The organism is Rossellomorea orangium (assembly GCF_019334305.1).
In the GTDB taxonomy this organism is placed as follows: Bacteria; Bacillota; Bacilli; order Bacillales; family Bacillaceae_B; genus Rossellomorea.
This window is the reverse complement of record NZ_JAHWGH010000023.1, coordinates 1-17,797: the sequence shown is the minus strand read 5'-3', so window position 1 is coordinate 17,797 and position 17,797 is coordinate 1. Positions and strand designations below refer to the sequence as shown.

10 protein-coding genes are annotated in these 17,797 nt (G+C 39.6%); 7 read left to right on the top strand and 3 right to left on the bottom strand.

Annotated elements, in window-relative coordinates; genetic code table 11:
- Positions 1–37: 37 nt before the first annotated feature.
- Positions 38–499: an EF-hand domain-containing protein gene (locus KYJ26_RS21060; RefSeq protein WP_219169745.1), complete on the top strand. Its 462-nt coding sequence runs from the start codon at positions 38–40 to the stop codon at positions 497–499.
- A gap of 169 nt (positions 500–668) precedes the next feature.
- Here the strand turns inward: KYJ26_RS21060 and murB are convergent, their stop codons facing one another.
- Together murB and KYJ26_RS21050 are read right to left on the bottom strand one after the other, a co-directional pair.
- The gene (gene murB / locus KYJ26_RS21055) at positions 669–1,589 is read right to left on the bottom strand and encodes a UDP-N-acetylmuramate dehydrogenase (protein ID WP_219169743.1); all 921 of its coding nucleotides are present in this window, start codon (positions 1,587–1,589) and stop codon (positions 669–671) included.
- Positions 1,590–1,758: 169 nt separating this feature from the next.
- A complete protein-coding gene (locus KYJ26_RS21050) occupies positions 1,759–2,808 on the bottom strand; it encodes an S-layer homology domain-containing protein (RefSeq protein ID WP_219169741.1) in 1,050 nt (349 codons plus the stop codon).
- Between the two features lie 277 nt (positions 2,809–3,085).
- Here KYJ26_RS21050 and KYJ26_RS21045 point away from each other — a divergent pair, with 277 nt between their 5' ends.
- From KYJ26_RS21045 to KYJ26_RS21030, 4 genes are all read left to right on the top strand, one after another.
- Entirely contained in the window at positions 3,086–5,371 is a 2,286-nt protein-coding gene (locus KYJ26_RS21045; RefSeq protein ID WP_219169739.1) for an S-layer homology domain-containing protein, read from the top strand.
- A 272-nt stretch (positions 5,372–5,643) separates the two neighbouring features.
- Complete coding sequence (locus tag KYJ26_RS21040) at positions 5,644–7,077, top strand: N-acetylmuramoyl-L-alanine amidase (RefSeq protein WP_257475177.1); 1,434 nt, start codon at positions 5,644–5,646, stop codon at positions 7,075–7,077.
- A 56-nt stretch (positions 7,078–7,133) separates the two neighbouring features.
- Positions 7,134–9,056, top strand: coding sequence for a S8 family peptidase (locus KYJ26_RS21035; protein ID WP_219169737.1), 1,923 nt, complete (start codon positions 7,134–7,136; stop codon positions 9,054–9,056).
- Between the two features lie 184 nt (positions 9,057–9,240).
- Positions 9,241–10,227 carry a C40 family peptidase gene (locus KYJ26_RS21030; protein WP_219169733.1) on the top strand — a complete coding sequence of 329 codons (987 nt, stop codon included), beginning with the start codon at positions 9,241–9,243 and terminating at the stop codon, positions 10,225–10,227.
- Between the two features lie 56 nt (positions 10,228–10,283).
- Here the strand turns inward: KYJ26_RS21030 and KYJ26_RS21025 are convergent, their stop codons facing one another.
- Complete coding sequence (locus tag KYJ26_RS21025) at positions 10,284–11,855, bottom strand: hypothetical protein (protein WP_219169731.1); 1,572 nt, start codon at positions 11,853–11,855, stop codon at positions 10,284–10,286.
- A 199-nt stretch (positions 11,856–12,054) separates the two neighbouring features.
- Here KYJ26_RS21025 and KYJ26_RS21020 point away from each other — a divergent pair, with 199 nt between their 5' ends.
- Positions 12,055–15,549 carry a S8 family peptidase gene (locus tag KYJ26_RS21020; RefSeq protein WP_257475176.1) on the top strand — a complete coding sequence of 1,165 codons (3,495 nt, stop codon included), beginning with the start codon at positions 12,055–12,057 and terminating at the stop codon, positions 15,547–15,549.
- A 177-nt stretch (positions 15,550–15,726) separates the two neighbouring features.
- Complete coding sequence (locus tag KYJ26_RS21015; protein WP_219169729.1) at positions 15,727–17,685, top strand: S-layer homology domain-containing protein; 1,959 nt, start codon at positions 15,727–15,729, stop codon at positions 17,683–17,685.
- Positions 17,686–17,797 lie beyond the last annotated feature (112 nt).

Here is a 17,797-nt window from a genome sequence, read left to right as displayed (position 1 = left end):
TGGTAAAAATAAAGACAGGCTGGTGAGAGGTGAAAGGATGAGAAGGAAAAGTCCGGTTCCTCTATTCATTGGAGCAATTGCCGTTATAGTCATCGCGGCGGCCCTTTTCATAATGATAGGTAAGAGTCAGGAACCTGAAACCCCTGAAGAAGTAATTGAACAGTTTTATCGTTTTGAAAAAGATGGTGACTTCGGCAACGCATGGGAATTATTTCACCCTGAAATGAAAAATTTATTTTCAAAGTCAACCTATATTCAAACGAAAAACCACGTGTTTATGGGTCATATGGGAGTAGATGAGTTTGAGGTTGAGATAGGGAAGGTCGAGAAGCTAAAAAAATTTACGTTTAATAAAGAGGGACTTACTTTTAAAAATGTGAGGAAAGCAAAAGTTGACATGTATTTTCAAAGTCAATTTGGTGAATTGGTTATAAGTCAGTATTGTTATGTTGCCCTGGAAGAGGGCCAGTGGCGGGTTTTATGGAACTATAATTTCTAGTGCTCGTGGAAACTTTGTTATCGGCTATTAACAGAAATTTGATTTGAAACCGAATCACTTTTCAAAAGGAATCATAGGCTCACAGAGGAATATTACAGCTTCAATTAAAGCTTTCTGTTGAAATCGTGAGAAATTAAAAGGAGACTCAAGCCGAGTCTCCTATTAATATTCATTCCAAGTCTTCACCAATGATCCTAACTTCCCGCTCCAAATCTACATCAAACTTCTCTTTAACCGTCTTTTGTACATGTTCGATCAGGGAGATGTAATCATAGGCAGTGGCATTGTCTTTATTTACAATGAATCCCGCGTGCTTGGTTGACACTTCGGCACCGCCGAAATTCGTTCCTTGCAGTTCGCTATCCTGAATGAGTTTCCCTGCAAAGTATCCTGGAGGACGCTTAAATACACTTCCGCATGAAGGGAATTCAAGAGGTTGTTTGGATTCCCTTTTGTATGTCAGGTCATCCATCACAGCTTTAATTTCTTCATAATCACCAGGCTTCAAGCTGAAGGTTGCTTCCAGAACGATATCGCCTTTTTCAGAAATATTGCTGTGACGGTAGTCGAGTTCTAACTCGGCAGCTGTACGCTTCACCAAATTGCCCTCTCGATCAACGACATAGCAATAATCCAATACATCGCTGATTTCACCACCGTAAGCACCTGCGTTCATGAATAAAGCTCCTCCGACGGTACCCGGGATACCGCAGGCAAATTCCAGTCCGGACAGCTTTTCAGCTAATGCCCTCCTGGATACATCGATGATGGCAGCACCACTTTGTGCTACCAGCTGTGAACCATTAGATTTAATGTCATCAAAATTTTTAAGATGAAGGACAATCCCCCTGATACCCCCATCTTTTACGATCAGATTAGAACCGTTGCCAAGTAAGGTAAACGGGTAATTCTCTTCATTAGAAAGCTTTACAACTTCTTGAACTTCTTCATATGTGGTCGGAGTCACGAAAAAGTCTGCTTTCCCGCCAAGCTTTGTATATAAATGGTTTCTAAGCATTTCATCAGTCTTTACATTCTCAGGTGCAACAACACTGGTCAGTCTTTTTAATAATTTCTCTTTATCGATCATCTAAATCAGTCCTATTTAAAAGTTAGTATTCATTCTAAACCCATCACTTTCATTATATGCCTAACTGGGCTGAAAGTTAAACCTTTTGAAAAGAAATCAAGCCTTTTACCCTAATAAGGAAGTGATATCAAAAAAACACCATTACAGCGAATTGTAATGGTGTTGGTCGTTAGTTGGACGTATTTGATTCAATAAGGAATTCGTCAACAGCAACCCAAATGGCTTCCTTGAGGAGACTGTCCTTCTTATTGATGTCATTGATAAAGTATGAATCTAATCGTTCTTTTACTTTGGAAACCACTTTTTCAGGGGAGGCTTTTAATGTATAATCACTCCATTCTTGATCCCAAATGTAGACAATTAATGAAATGATTTCACCTTTTTCTTTAGCAGTCAGGGTTGAATAGTCAAATCCGTTCCAATGATAAAACTCATCATATTGGAGTCGTAAGAACATTTCTTCAACGAAATCTTCTAATGATTGCGTCTTGGACGTGTTATCAGCGTAAGTAAGGGTTACCGACTCATAGCTATTTACCAGCGTTACTTGATTTAAATTTTCCACCGAGTTAATGCCGATGACATTCAATGCATTCTCAAAATAAAGATCCTGTTCAATAAGGAAGAAATAGATCCATTTAGCTGCTGCTGCTCTGGTACCATAAGAAACAGGCATGAATTGACCATTTAAATTTCCTTCGGCAAAACCAATTTCCTCTGCGAAGGATACATAAGGATAGGCGGTTATGGAAATAGAACTCTCATCAGTGAACTCTGAATCGAAGTTAAGTAGCTGTGAAAAGTCTTCCATACCCATGGCTCTCATGAACATGATGATCATTTCTTGTCTGGTGATAGGGGAGTTGGAACCAAAATATCCAGGTTTTTTCCCATTGGCAATGCCAGCGTCAATCAGTGCTCCCACAAAAGGCCTTACGCGTTCTGGAACATCTGTAAAGCTTGAGGCTGAATCTGCGTTCAAAGGCAAATCCAATGCCAGGGAAAGCAGTTTAGCAAAGTCACCTCGTTTAATGGTTGAATTAGGTCGATAGGTACCATCTGGAAAGCCATCAATAATCTTCTCGGATCCTAATACCTCAATATAATCTTTGGCGAATGTATTTTGAATATCTGTAAACGAAGAAGCGCTTGCGGGTGTTACAAGTAATTGGGTCAAAAGAATAAGAACAGATAAAGGCAATAATAACTTCTTTGCCAATTATTTCACCTCTCAAAATAGTTTCTACTAATTTTGTCATTCTTTAAAAATCATACCAAAAATCAATGTATTTTCAACTAGGTAAATAGTGATGATTATCATAAGTCCTAACAGTTATAACGTGAGTACCACAAAGAGAGAGTTAAAGTATTTGTAATATATTCATAAATTTACCACTTTTTATTCGAGTATCATCTGTTTACCTGTCACTATAGATATGTTTAACTAGTCATTGAATGTAAAATAATTGAAACACTAATGAAAAGAGGCGAAATAATTGAGGAAAATTACGACATTATTGCTGCTGATTTCCCTTCTTTTATCTATAGCTACTCCCATATCGGCAGCAATGTTAACGGACATTGACAACCATTGGGCAAAAGAAGAGATTAATGCATTGGTAGAGAAAGAGATTATTAATGGTTATCCTGACCATACATATAGACCAAACGCCAATGTGACACGAGGACAATTTGTAGCGTTTCTGGTTCGTGCATTAAATTTACCGGAGGGGAACACTGGATTTGTTGATGTGAAAGCGGGAAACAATCTTTATAAAGAAATCAATGCGGCTAAAAAAGCCGGAATCATTAAAGGTACAGTGGAAGGCAAAGCCTTGCCAAACGTGAATATTACCAGAGCTGATGCAGCGGTTATGCTTGATAGGGCGCTTCAATATAAAGGAGATTTCAATGAAGGGGCTGATTTAAGCTTTACAGACGCAGGCTCAGTACCTCAGTATGCTTTAGAAGCGTTTCAGCGCGTCGTTCATTATGGTTTCGTTCAAGGAACCAAGGAAAATACATTAGATCATTCCTCAACTGCTACTCGTGCTGAGTCTGCAGTATTTATATACCGTTTATACACCTTTCTATTGGAAAAAGGATTACTTGACGGGGGATCCGAGGACCCGGGTGAACCTGGGGAGTCTGTGAATCTTTCCCCATCCGAAGTACAACTTACAATGGCAAGCGGGGAAAAAGTAAGGGTACGTATGAACACCGGGGGGGTTCCATTATCCTTTTATAAAAAAAGAGTGGATGATCATCTGCGTTCAGTGGATACCCATTATTATTACAAAATGGGTAACGCTTCGGCACCCCTTGGTGAACTTCGGGTAACCCTGAGGACCTTGGACAATGGAGATACCTTTGTCTTCACGAAATTCATCCATAATGGTGACAATACCTACTCGGCTTCGGTTATATTACCTTTTAAAGAAGCAAGTTCTTACAGCTTGAAGAAAATGGCGGATTACGGGACTATTACCCATGAGCATAACAACACATTTGGAGTTGATCCCACTACCCATCCTATTGGATTATTAACCTTACAAAATGGTGATGGACTCACCAATAGTGTGATGCTGAGTAAAAGTTATACATCTATACAACGTGAGAAAGTATACGCTAACGGCCAGGAATCTGTCATCCGGGAGTTTGACGAAGAGCTTGAGAGTTATAAGATTCAAAAAGATCAGTCAGGCATTTATGCTGTACTGAACATGAAAGTCCTCAGTAAGGGGATTTCTGAAAATTGGGTTCTTGTCTCTAAGGAAAAACTATTTGAAGAACAACAATACATCGACTATTGGTTTGAACGAAGTGTAGATGAATATCGATCGATTAATAAATGGTTGACAGCTGACGGATCCTACTCCAAGTTGCCGTGGTCCATTGAACCTGGATATAAGTTGGGGTATGGAAGAAATATCGGTGCCATGCAGGGGGGAATTTATCTAAGGGCCTATACCGGTTCCGAAGAGAGATACTTCTATAATCTAGTACTCAATTCCATTGCCGATCTTGACGTCTTTACAGGTGGGGCTCTTACAAAAGGAGATGTGCCTGTATTCAAAACAGAATATACCAGCACCTGGTTGAAAAATGCTTACGGTACAACCGCACCTTACATCGACACCCGACATAACGAGAATACGGCTCTTTTCCTTAAGAACGCCGGAGAAGTATTGAATATCTCAAAATTAAGTAATGCCAATATCAGATACGCTGACTTTCTAGTGAATCAGAAAGAAATCGGGAATATCATTCCCATTACCGTATCAAGCCATTTAATAGCGGATTATTATGCTCCAGGAAGTAAAACGACCCATGTATCTTTAAATCACGCTCTAGGGGAAATGCGTTTCCTTATTGAAACCTATCGTCAGACAGGCGATGATAAGTACTTTAAAACAGCACGTCAATTAAAGGCGGGAATAGAAAATCTTTACCCGAAATGGATACGAGAAGACGGGAATCTTTGGTATCAGGTGAATGGAGATAAAGTGTTTAATGGAACGGACTATCCTACTCTGACTTTAGTAGATTTATTGTTAAGTCAAAAACTGTTTGAGGAAATTTCTTATCCAAGAAGTTCAATTTTTGACGAAATGATCAAATCGAAGACCACGTATTTAGTTAACGAGAACCATCCTTTCAAAGGGAATGAGTTAGAACTTCTCCGTGAACAAGGGTTTGGTTACTTGGTGGAAAACTATGGAAACGCAAAAGCTGCTTCTATTCCTTTAGAAAAAGATACTCTGGATTTATTAGCAGAATAACTATATTCGTTTCCACAAAAAGACTGGCTTCTAATTTAGGAGGTCAGTTTTTTTCTTGATTTGTTAGCCTTGGCCGGAACAGTTATGATTCGAAATGGAAGGGTATCAATTATGCTAAATATTACTGGTATAAAGCCGATATATTAGATGTCACATGAATATGGATTAACTTCTTCAAGTCGAATAACTTGAAAATAGACCCAAATAATGATAGAAGTCCCAATAGTAGTGTGGTAAAATGTAGAAAAATATCGAAAGGGGCAACAAATCTCTTGAAACGCTTTCTTCTTATGTCGATTTTGTCACTCGCAGTCATTGTTGCGTTTTCAAACGTATCACCCAAGTCAACTTACGCATCAACATTCCCGGATGTAGGAGATTCCCACAGAGCCAAGGATGAAATCTATTATTTAGCCACTGGTAAAATAGCAAATGGAGATCAAAATGGTTATTTCCACCCAGACAAACAAGTTACAAGAGCAGAGGCTGCAGCTTTAATCGGGCGTGCGATTCAGCTTAATGGAGAGCAGAAGAGAACAGAATTCACAGACGTAGGCAGTCAGCACTTCGCTTCAGGTTATATACAAGAGGCTGCAGATAAAAAAATCATTACAGGTTATTCAGATGGTTCGTTCAAGCCTAATGCTCCCGTTGCGAGAGGAGAGATGGCTTTATTAATAAGCCGGGCCTTTGGCTATCAATCTACTACCATCAGTTCTGCGTCTGCTCAGTTAATTGATAGAGGAATCGCTCAAGGGATGTCTGATGGTTCGTTCGGAACGACGCAGTCAATTAAGCGTTCGGATTTCTCGGTCTTCCTTTCAAGGAGCATCAATGCGAAAATGAGACTCGCAGGTCAGGAGCCGACATTCTCTAAAGTTCAATACGTTACGACGGATAACTTAAACTTCAGAGAAGGACCTTCCACATATTATTCCGTATTAGGAAGCTTTGATAAAGGAAAAGAAGTAAAGGTTGGATATGAAATCGGAGAATGGGCCTTTATTCAGGCAGATGGAATAGAAGGTTTCGTACATACCGCTTACTTATCTTCTAAGAAGGTTTCAGATATTGAAGATCTGTTAGCTGACAAAACGATTATCATTGATCCAGGTCATGGCTATCCCGATAATGGGGCTTCAGGCTTCGGTTTGAATGAAAGTTTTGTCGTTTTAGACACAGGGATGAGGGTAAAGGGATATTTGGAGAAGTCACCTTTTCATTTTGCGATGACAAGGGAGAGCGATAAGAAGATTGAGCTTCAGGATCGTGTTACCTTTGCAAGAGAAAAGGGTGGGGATATCTTTGTCAGTATCCATGCAAATTCTTTTAATGGAACTGCACATGGAACCGAGTCTTACTATTTTCAGTCAGCTGCATATAATCCATACGTAAATCAGAGCAAGGCTCTTGCAACTTATCTTCAAAACAGATTGGTTGAAAGCTGGGATGCTTTTGATCGCGGCGAGAAGAATGGGAATTTTCACGTTTTACGAGAGAATACAATGCCTGCTTCATTGGTGGAACTTGGATTTATCGACCAAAAAGAAGATAATGCTAAATTGGCATCTCCTTCCTATAGGCAAAAAGCTGCTAAAGCCATTTATTTAGGTATACTCGATTACTATTATCACTATGAAAATCTAAAGGGTATCGATTATTTATACCAGGAATTACAAGCCGCACCATCACCTAAATTGCATTAAACTACTGATATAGGAGTCTATTTAGACTCCTTTTTTTATACAAGGGGGATGAGGGAATGAAGAACGCATTTAAAGTAATGGTCGCTTGCTTTCTATTACTTAATTTAGTACCCACAACTGCATTCGGTCAAACAGATAGTAGAGAGAAATACATACTGTTTCTGAATGACGACGGTAAAGACTTGGTTAAAAGCCAGACAGACCTGAAAATTGAGAAAGAGTTTTCATTCATACCGGCGATATCTGTATGGGCATCTGCCGGGCAAGTTCGTTTTCTTGAGGACAAAGGAGTTATCAAGGAAGCTCAAAAAGAGCAAACGTATAATGTGAGTAATCAAACGACTCCCTGGGCATTTGAGAAGATGAACATCACAAACGAGGTTAGAACAAACTTGACCGGTAAGGGTGTTAAAGTAGCCGTATTGGATACAGGGATTGATCGAACCCATCCTGACTTGAAAATTGCAGGAGGAACATGTGTATTAAAAGCGAATTGTACCGATGGATACCAAGATGACAATGGTCATGGTACGCATGTAGCAGGGATCATTGCGGCCCAAAATAATAATATCGGCATCGTTGGGGTTGCTCCGGATGTATCACTATATGGAATCAAGGTTCTGGATTTTACTGGGACGGGTACCTCTACAACCATCATTTCCGGAATAGAGTGGGCCATTCAGCAGGATATAGATGTGTTAAATATGAGCTTTACCACTACCGTAAATGATCCTGCTTTGAAGGCGGTCATAGACGAGGCCTATTTAAATGGAATGACGATCATTGCAGCTGCTGGAAACAGCGGTCGTCCAGATGCTACCGGGGACACCACCCTTTATCCTGCAAAGTATGATAGCGTCATAGGGGTAGGTGGACTGGAGAAGTCCCTATTGAGGATGAATGAATCTTCCACGGGATCATCTGTCGAAATCTCTGCTCCTGGCAGAAGCATTGTTAGTACTTTCCCAAAAAATCTAGATACATATGACGGTCGCTCAGATGGATATGCCCCGCTTTCAGGGACTTCTATGGCAGCACCATATATTACAGGGATTATGGCACTATTTAAAGAGAAATATCCAGAACAATCAAACATTCATCTAAGAAAACTGCTCGATCAGTCTGCACTTGATTTAGGGGAAAAAGGAAGGGATCCTTTGTACGGGTTTGGGATCGGTCAATACACTGACGAGGATATACCGGGAAATTCACCCACAGTAAAAGTGAAAAGTGATGGAAGTGGTGCTGTGTCCTTTATGTTTGAGGGAAGTAGCAATGCCGAATCAGTGGATGTTTATCGGGATGGAAATTTATTAGCTTCTTCATTATCTGATTCTCATTTCACTGACTACGTAACTGCGGGTACCTATTCTTATTTATTCAAATTTCATATGAATACCGGGGATGACATTGAAGTCAATCGAGCTGTAACTACTTCATCACCAGCGTTTGAAGATCTTTCCCAGGGCTCCTGGTATGCCCCTCATATGATCTACTTGTACGACCGTCAAATTTTAAATGGAACCGGGGAGCATTTATTGGCGCCGTCAAGGAAGATTACTAGAGGTGAAGCCGTTGCATTAATTGGAAGGGCGATTGGGTTAAATGGTGATAAAAGATCCACACATTTTAATGATGTAGGTAATCTTTACTTTGCATCGGGATATATACAATCCGCATTTGAAAGTAACATTCTAAATGGTTTTCCAGATGGATCATTCAAACCTAACCAATACGTGACAAGGGGCGAAATGGCTATCCTGTTATCCCATGCGTATCAATTAACCGGCGGAAATAATTATTCATTCAAAGATGTAGGGCCAAATGTTTCGGGAAGCGAAGATATTTATAAATTAGCAGCTGCACATATAACTGAAGGGTATCCTGATTCGACATTCCGCCCCAATGAGGAAATGAGACGCTCTACATTTTCTGTCTTCTTATCTCGAGCGGAATCTCCCTTTTTTATAGGTAAATAACATCACTAAATGACATCTGGTTCATGAACCAGATGTCATTTTTCGTTCAGATATTATTCATTTCGACAAATTAAGTGCATGTAAGTAATAAACTTGTAATAAAACCGTAATGAAAATTGTCGGAAAAATTTGATAGAATTTTACTAGATTAAGAGAAAAAGAAAAATTTGGGGGACAATGAATAATGAGGAAAGTCATACAAGTGATCTTCACACTTACACTTTTGCTATTATTGACACCTGCTTTTTCTACAAAAGCTGCCACTGGAAATGAAGTAGTGAACTTAGCCAAGGAACATATAGGAACACCATATAAATTTGGGGGTACCACTCCAGCAGGATTTGATTGCTCAGGTTTCTTATACTATGTATATGGTCAACTCGGAATTAAACTCCCGCGTACCTCTTCGGAACAATACCAAGTTGGTCAAAAAGTCTCAAAAGCAAACCTACAGCCGGGCGATCTTGTGTTATTCTCTAATACATATAAACCAGGTATATCCCATGCAGGCATCTATGTCGGCGACAATCAATTCATAAGCGCAGAGAACGCTGGAATTAAGATTTCATCACTGGATAATCCATACTGGGGACCTAAATTCACGGCAGGAAAAAGGCTCGATTCAGTTTCTCAGACAAAGGACTTTTCTGATTTGACGAAATCTAATCCTGCTTATGCAGCAGTGATGGAGTTAAGCGGAAAGAATATCATTAATGGATTTGATGATCAGACATTTAAACCTGCCAAGCCTGTTACACGTGGACAAGCAGCTGCAATCATTAATCGGGTATTGCATGTTCCGACTTCAAGTAAAGCAGCATATTCTGATGTTTCACCTAATCAATCTTTCTATAAGGATATCGTCGCCATGCAGGAATCAGGGATCATCCAAGGGTATCCTGATGGGACCTACCGTTCGAATGAGTACTTAAGCAGAGCGCAGATGGCTGTCATTGTACAAAGGGCGTTCGGAGGTAATGCGAGTGGTGTTGTAAAGGCAAGCTCCATTTATGACGATGTTGCTTCAAACCATTGGGCGGGTAACGCCATTTCAACATTGCACCAAAAGGATCGCACGACTTTATTTCAAACAAATAGCTTTAGGGTGAATGATAAAGCAACCAGAGCGGAATTCTCGGCTGCTATATACAATACATACCCTTCTAAATAATGATTAAAACCAAATGCCGGGCAATTACCATTGCCCGGCATTTGGTTTATTTTTGTTTATTCCAAAAGTTCCTTCACTTTTGGATGATACTCAATATTATTCCGACTCAAATAATCCAGTTTGGAGTCAATAAGGTCATCCAATATTGGATAGTTAATATGATTTACTTCTGTTAACAGCTCTCTTGTTTCCAATAAATCGATTAACGTTAGTTGTTCATAATCATTACCCGTAAAGGTAAGATCAGGATTTACTTGATACCATAAGTCTCCACTTTCCCTGATCCAATCAGTACCCAGGTCATCTATTCCATTCAAAAGTTTTCTGGCTTGAGCCAGATATTTATCGTTACCGGAAGATAAGAAAGAATGGAGTAAGATTTTAATGCCTCCAAGCTCATGGTTTAGCGAAGCATGAGTCAGTATCGGGCTCCCTTCTTTAAAATAGTCAGTAAGTAAATGACCATTTTCGGTGGGAATGATTTTTCCTTTTTCAGTTTGCTCTAATAGAAAGTCAGCGTACTGAATGATGGATCTATCTGGTTGTTTAATGTTTAGCGCCTGATAAGCCTCGTCTAAAAAATACGATATAAATTCATTGTGCCTGGTATCATAATAAGGAGCTGTAGTCTCATAGGCCTTCTTTAACCACGTACTGGTATATTCAGTCGGCCATAGCGAAGTATGTTTCCGGCTTTTGTATTTTTCTAGGTCCACAAGTGAATTATAGACGAGATCTTGAAAGAAGCGTTCACCCTTATCTTTATATAATGTTAATGCAGTGTCTTCCTGCATATCACCTAAATTGCGTCCGTACCCCATTTTCGTAAAGGGTTCAATGGACCATGGCAGTTTATTATAAGGACCTTCACTGGTGTACCAATTATTTGTTTCAGTTTTCTTCTCAGATAAGGTCTGGATCCATTCCTTTTCTATTAATGGACTCCGGAAGAAACCTTTTTCAGAAACAATAGACCAGGTTTCGCTAATTTCATTATCTTCAGCTTGTAGCTTTATATTTAATGAACGACTTTTTGAAAGTGAACTTGCATTCTGTTCCCCGACTAATTCCCTTATCACACTCTCATTGCCAGAATCATACTCTTTTTTCTTTTCTGTCGTTAAGAAGGTTTTTCCTTGAACGAGTTGAATTTCCTCCGATTTCGTTTGGAAAGTATATCTTCCCACCGGATTTGTCGTTGGATCAGTGCCGAAATTCTTATGATGGGTGTCACTCTCTTCGGTTTCATTCCAAGGAATAAGATTTACCTTCTGGGATTTATCTACAGTTAGCGAGCTGGTTGTTTCGATGGACTTATTTTCTAAGGCTCTTAGTTTATGGAAAAGAAAGAAGTCTCCATTAGGTAATTGCCTTGTTGTAATGTTTATGTATCCAACTCTCATTCCGAATCTGACTAATACATATGTATGACTGATCTCCTTAGAGCCTGCAATTTTCTCTGTCGTTTTATCTATTTCTTTCACCTTAGTAAAAGGAGAAGAAATCTCCAGCTTTGACTGATTTCCCAGTTGAAGCAATAAGCTGTTGCCTTTCAAGAACCAATAACCGCCTCCTGACAACAATACCCCCAAGATGAATATGCCGATAATCGCTTTCTTTCTATACATACATACAACCCTCATTTGAAAAATATTTACCATTATAAACTTTATATAAAAAGAGAATGGGTAGCAAGAAGGAATTAAATAGAATGAGAAAATAGAAGAATATGAAATTTTAATGGGAATTTAGTTGCGCAAACAGTCTCTGTCAAATTAAAATAGATTAGAAGAAAAATATTCCATCTATGGGAAAAGAGGGGTTTTATTGAAGGGTGTATTTAAACAGTTTATGTCAGTTGGGATAACAGCGGGGCTAGTGGGAAGCAGTTTGCTTCTTCCCATATCGGGCTATGCAGAAACAAAAGCGAAAGTAGGCGTCTCTTCACTCGTTGAAAAGAGTCCATTGCTACAACAAAAATACTCTCAATCAAAACAAAAAGGGTATAGCGAAGATACATTAACGGTGAAATATAATCGGGCATTCAGCTATTCAGAATTAAAACGAATGGGCGTCACATTGGAAGAGACTATTCCTGAATTGAATTATATGATTGTTAAAGTAAAAGATAAAGACCAAGTTCATAAGGTACTTCAAGCGTTTTCTAAGCATACCAAAACACTTTCTGTTAGTCCGAGTACGCTTTACACGCCACTTGGCAGTGTTGATCCTAAAGCGGGTACCCAATATTTACATAAGATGCTTAAAACAGAAGAAGCCCAAAAGCTTGCAGGCAAACACAAGATTACGGTAGCAGTGGTGGATCAGGGAGTGGATCCCAAACATCCGGATTTAAAGCAAAATCTATTACCAAGCTACAATGCAGTAAATCCAATGAATCAAGGAAACCCTGACTTTCATGGTACTCACGTAGCAGGGATTATTGGAGCAGTAAAAGATAATGGTGTGGGAGGATACGGAGTCAATCCAAACGTGAAGATCCTGCCAATTGATGTATTCAATAGAGGTTGGGGTGCTTATGATTTCGCCATCGCACAAGGAATATTGAAGGCTGTCGACAAAGGGGCAGACGTCATCAATTTGAGTATCGGTGGTCCTATGAAATCTCCATTGATTGAAGAAGCCATAAACAAGGCATTGGATAAAAATATTGTCGTGGTGGCAGCAGCCGGAAACACTGGAGATGATATGGTCAGCTATCCTGCGGGGTATGAAGGGGTTATAAGTGTCGGTTCTATTAACGAAAAGAAAGAACTTGCAACAACTTCTTCTTACGGTCCTTCAGTGGACATCGTAGCACCTGGAGATCAGGTGTATAGTACACTTTATGACTATGAGAAAGGATCTACTTTCTATACTCTAAGCGGCACGTCAATGGCAACGCCAGTAGTTGCCGGGGTCATTTCATTGATGTTATCCAAATATCCTACTCTCACTCCTGCTCAGATCGAATACATTCTTGAACATACAGCTGATGATTTAGGAGATAAAGGATTTGATACAAAGTTTGCGAATGGTTTGATCAACCCGGTTAAAGCCTTATCTTATGATCCGAAAAAAGTTCCAGGGATCGTTTCTACTGAATTAACCTACAAACAAAAGATGGAAAAGGCGACTGTTTTGGATGAAAAAGAGAAAAAGGGATATTTCACTAAACCTTCTGAAGAACATTATTTCAAAGTCAATGTATCTAAAGGGGAAAATGTCCAGTTAACGTTAAAAGGCGCGTCTCAATACGACTATAAGATGGTTGGAGAGTTCACTTCCATTTTTGGCGATAAAGAAGAATTTGATGTGAACAAAGTAAGAGAAGGTAAGGTTGAAGGAAAGCTATTTACTGCACCTTTCAGTGGAACTCTGCTCTTAACCGTTAAGGACGTTAACGGGAGTTATGATGACTCCAAGGAGAAGAAATCACATTATGAGTTGAATGCCAACATCACCAAAGATTTACCGGTAGACCACTCAACGTTGGATGAGCCTTATCAGGTTCCAAGTGTTCCCTTTGACAGTAAGGACAAGCCTTTTTACTTTATTGGGAATGGACAGGATGATGACTATTACCAATTTAAAGTAGAAGAAGAAGAATTAGTGAACATCCGTCTGTCGGAAGTACCCGGTGTGGATTCCAGTATCAGTGTGTATATGGAAGAAGACTTCCAGATGTATAAAGAATTAGAACAAATGAAAGAAATGGATGATAGTGAAGAATATTACATGGATCCAATGTATTATGCCAACTCTAACGGGATCAGTGAAAGCGAGGCACTGACATTTAAGGCTGAACCTGGAGTAACGTATTATGCTAAAGTATCGAATAAATCCGATAACTTATTTGGTTTCTTTGATTTCATGATGAATCCGGAGCTGATGGAGCAAGAAAACGAGGCACCGTCATCATTGAATCCATATACTTTATCGATTGATACAAAAGTTCTTCCTCCTGATGAAGATATATTCCCGGACTATGGGATGGGTAAATGGGATGAAGAGAATCCAGAAGATGAAATGGTCGATGAAGTAAAAGAACAAAGAGTGAAAATCGCAGAGTTGTATGAAGAGGATAAACCGGCTAATGACGAACAGGATATGTTGGAGATGCTCCGAGAAGGGGCACTACCTTATGCTGTTGGATCTACAGAAACTGGTTTCCTTCAAATGCAGGAAGATGAAGATTGGTTTACAATCACTCCTGGTAAGTCAGGTGTCGTGGAACTCCTGATTAACCAGAAGACGAAAGATAAACCATTAGTAGAATTGTACAAATTAAGCACCGCAGAAGAGGGCGAAGAAGGGCCAATTCAATATATAGAAAATATTGGAGAAAACATAAAGTGGGGCATGTCTGATATCGAACTGACATCAAGTCTATACACAGTACTGGAAGAAGGAGAAACGTATTTCTTGAAGGTACAGGCTGATTTCTTTAACGGAAGCATTCCTTTTGATGGATATTCCATTTCCTCTACTTATTTGTCAGGAAAAGTATCAGATCAATATGAACCGAACAATGAATGGGGGCAAGCGGTGCCGATCCCATCCCGTTCATTCAGTGCGAACTTTGCTTCTCCAAGAGACATGGATACGTATTATTACTCATCTAAGAAGGATGAAATCATGGGAGTGTCATTTACTAGAGGAACGGCTCCTAAAAGTATGAGGGATAAGCTCCCTAAAGAGCTATTTGCAGATGTATATGGAATGGTCGCGTTTGTTGAGGATAAGAATAATAACAAACGTTTGGATGAAGAAGAATATGTCAGGGCTCAGGGGATAGATTCAATGACAGCAGAGGGTGATACGTTCGGCTCTGTGAAAGTTGGAAAGAATAAGAACTATTTCGTCATAGTAGAAGGCTATATTGATAGCTATGTTCCGTTTAGTCTGAACCCGTATAAGTTAACATTCCATTCATTAGACAAGAAGGATGAAGATAGTGGGTCGGTTGTTAAGAACAATAAGCCAAGTAAACCACTCTCATTATCAAATATCACCGGAAAGCTCTTTACCGGTAAGGGCTATTTGAACGCAGGTGTTCCGTACGGTGATGAAGACTGGTACACGGTGAAAGTCCCGAGGAATACCAAGGTTAAATTCAAGTTGGAAACAGGCTTTGAAGTGGACGGAGAAATCTCTATTTACCAAAACGGGAAAGCCATAAGTGTATCTGATTATTATGCTATGGGGGATGCGGAAGTCACAGAGATCCCTCTAAGCAAAGGGACATATTATGTGAAAGTCAAAGACGTACAGGGGAACTCGAGTCTAAGCCCATATGAATTAAAAGTATATATGCATTAACTGAACAGTACCTATTCAACATTTTAAGGACTAACCGATATAAGGGTTAGTTCTTTTACTATTTCTTCGGTTACATAAAAATACGTATTAATGACTATATGGATTATTATGATATATTTGGTAGAATAATAGTATAATTTGTAAGACGAGGTACATACATACAGGAGGAGTTCTATAATGAAAAAGTTATTTTCGATCATAGTGATGACTATGATTATCTTGGGCGGACTGTCGTTAACCGGTTCCCCCAAGACCATTCAAGCAGAAGAATGCAAAGATGACATTACTGGTATCGACTTAGAGAAAGAAATGCGGGAGATGATTGCAGCTGAAGTACTAAATGGCTTTGGTAATTGCAAATACGGACCAAAGATCGACGTAACCCGTGGTCAATTTGCAACTTTTATTGCGAGAGGGTTGGATCTGCCGTTGGGAGATCAGACATTTCCTGACGTAGATCTCGAATCGAAGTTGGCCGATGGCATCAGTGCTGCAAGTTCAGCAGGGATTGTAACCGGCTATTCTAGTGGACTGTTCGGTCCTAATGATAAAATCACCCGCGAACAGATGGCCATGATGATCCAAAGAGCATTGAAATTTTATAATATCCCACTGGAAGAAGCAAAGTTGAATTTCAAGGATGTTGACCAATTGCATTCTTCAGAAACAAAACGTGCAGTGGCTACAAATGTGTATTATGAAATCATTAAAGGAGTTCCTCAAGAGGACGGTTCAACCATCTTCATGCCTAAGGAGTATGCGAAAAGGGACGCAGCTGCCGCTGTCATTTCTCGATTGCTCACAACCATCGATAACGAGATTGGTCCACAGCCGACAGATTTTCAGCTGACCTCTATTGTAAAAGGGGAGCTTACACCGATCAGGACATACAGTAATTACGAAGCCGCACTGAGTGCCTGGGACGGTTCCAATTCACAAGTTATCATGAACGGAGATAAGATTGTGAAGATGAATACAGGAATTGCTGTAAGTGTAGCGACTCCGAGTACCAGTCTGACAACTATTTATGATAATGAATCCCTTACTGCACCAAGAGTAGGGGTGACATACGATATGGAAATGAAATACCTGGAATCAGACGAAGAGTTCGTAAAGGTTCAATATGCCGACAAGGTCGGTTATGTTAAACAGGAGCAGGTGAAACTGATTCCTATTAATCTTTTAAAAGACCGCACGTACTATACGGTTCAAAATGGATTGGTTTATCATAAACTGTACTCTCATTTAAAAGAATCATACTCAGCATACAGCGTCGGGAAAGCACCGGCATTTTTAGCTGAAGGACAGCAATATTACAGCTGGGACGGTAATACGTTCTATAATACAAGCGGGGTGAAAGTGGGGACGGCTTATCAATACTTCCAATACCTCCCTGCACGAACGGAAACAAGTTATACGGCGAATGAGATTGATACATTTATTCTTTCAAAATTAAAAGAGCTGGAGCAGAATTATCCCAATGACCCAGAGTTTAAAGATGCCAGCAAAAAGAGTAAATTGATTGGTATCGGAGAACACCTGAAAAAGGTTGAAAAAGAAGAAAAAATCAATGCGCTTCATATTTTGTCGTTGGCTTTTAATGAAAGTAAGTATGGATTATCTCCAAGAGCTCAGGAGTTTAACAACTTATTTGGTTTAAGGGTGTACGATGACAACCCTGCCAATGATTATTTTAACTCTCCTGAAGAGAATGTAGATGAACTTGTAAATGAATTTTGGAATAAGAATTACATCCCTCCAACAGGACCGTATGCTTATGGAGGAGCCTTTGGTAATAAGGGAGAAGGTTTCAACGTCAAGTATGCAACTGATCCCTATTGGGGAGCGAAAAATGCCGGACATTACTACCGTATTGACCAGGCACTGGGCGGCAAGGACTTTAATAAATATAAAATCGGTATGACAAATACAAAAGGGTTGAATATTAGAAGCAAGCCTGAAGTTTCTGCTTCAACTTTCCTCTATGAATATTCAAAAGCAGATATGCCAGTCGTAATTCTTGATAAGATGACTTTACCAGACCGCACATGGTTCAAAATTAACTCTGATCCAATTGCTTATGGAGAAGTATACGCAGCTGGCGAATTTATTGATGAACTTCCTACAGTAAAATAGAGATTAAAAAGAGACTGGGACATAACTAAATCTATACACTCTAAAGACGAACAATGAGATTACGTGTTACACCGCTGTTGATTTCCGTGCAAGACTTCGCTTTCCTCGGGCG

What these genes read in the sequence shown, in the direction of transcription:
- KYJ26_RS21060 (WP_219169745.1), top strand. Translation starts at nt 38, where the DNA reads ATGAGAAGGAAAAGTCCGGTTCCTCTATTCATTGGAGCAATTGCCGTT.
- KYJ26_RS21025 (WP_219169731.1), bottom strand. Translation starts at nt 11,855, where the DNA reads ATGTATAGAAAGAAAGCGATTATCGGCATATTCATCTTGGGGGTATTG.
- murB (WP_219169743.1), bottom strand. Translation starts at nt 1,589, where the DNA reads ATGATCGATAAAGAGAAATTATTAAAAAGACTGACCAGTGTTGTTGCA.
- KYJ26_RS21030 (WP_219169733.1), top strand. Translation starts at nt 9,241, where the DNA reads ATGAGGAAAGTCATACAAGTGATCTTCACACTTACACTTTTGCTATTA.
- KYJ26_RS21015 (WP_219169729.1), top strand. Translation starts at nt 15,727, where the DNA reads ATGAAAAAGTTATTTTCGATCATAGTGATGACTATGATTATCTTGGGC.
- KYJ26_RS21035 (WP_219169737.1), top strand. Translation starts at nt 7,134, where the DNA reads ATGAAGAACGCATTTAAAGTAATGGTCGCTTGCTTTCTATTACTTAAT.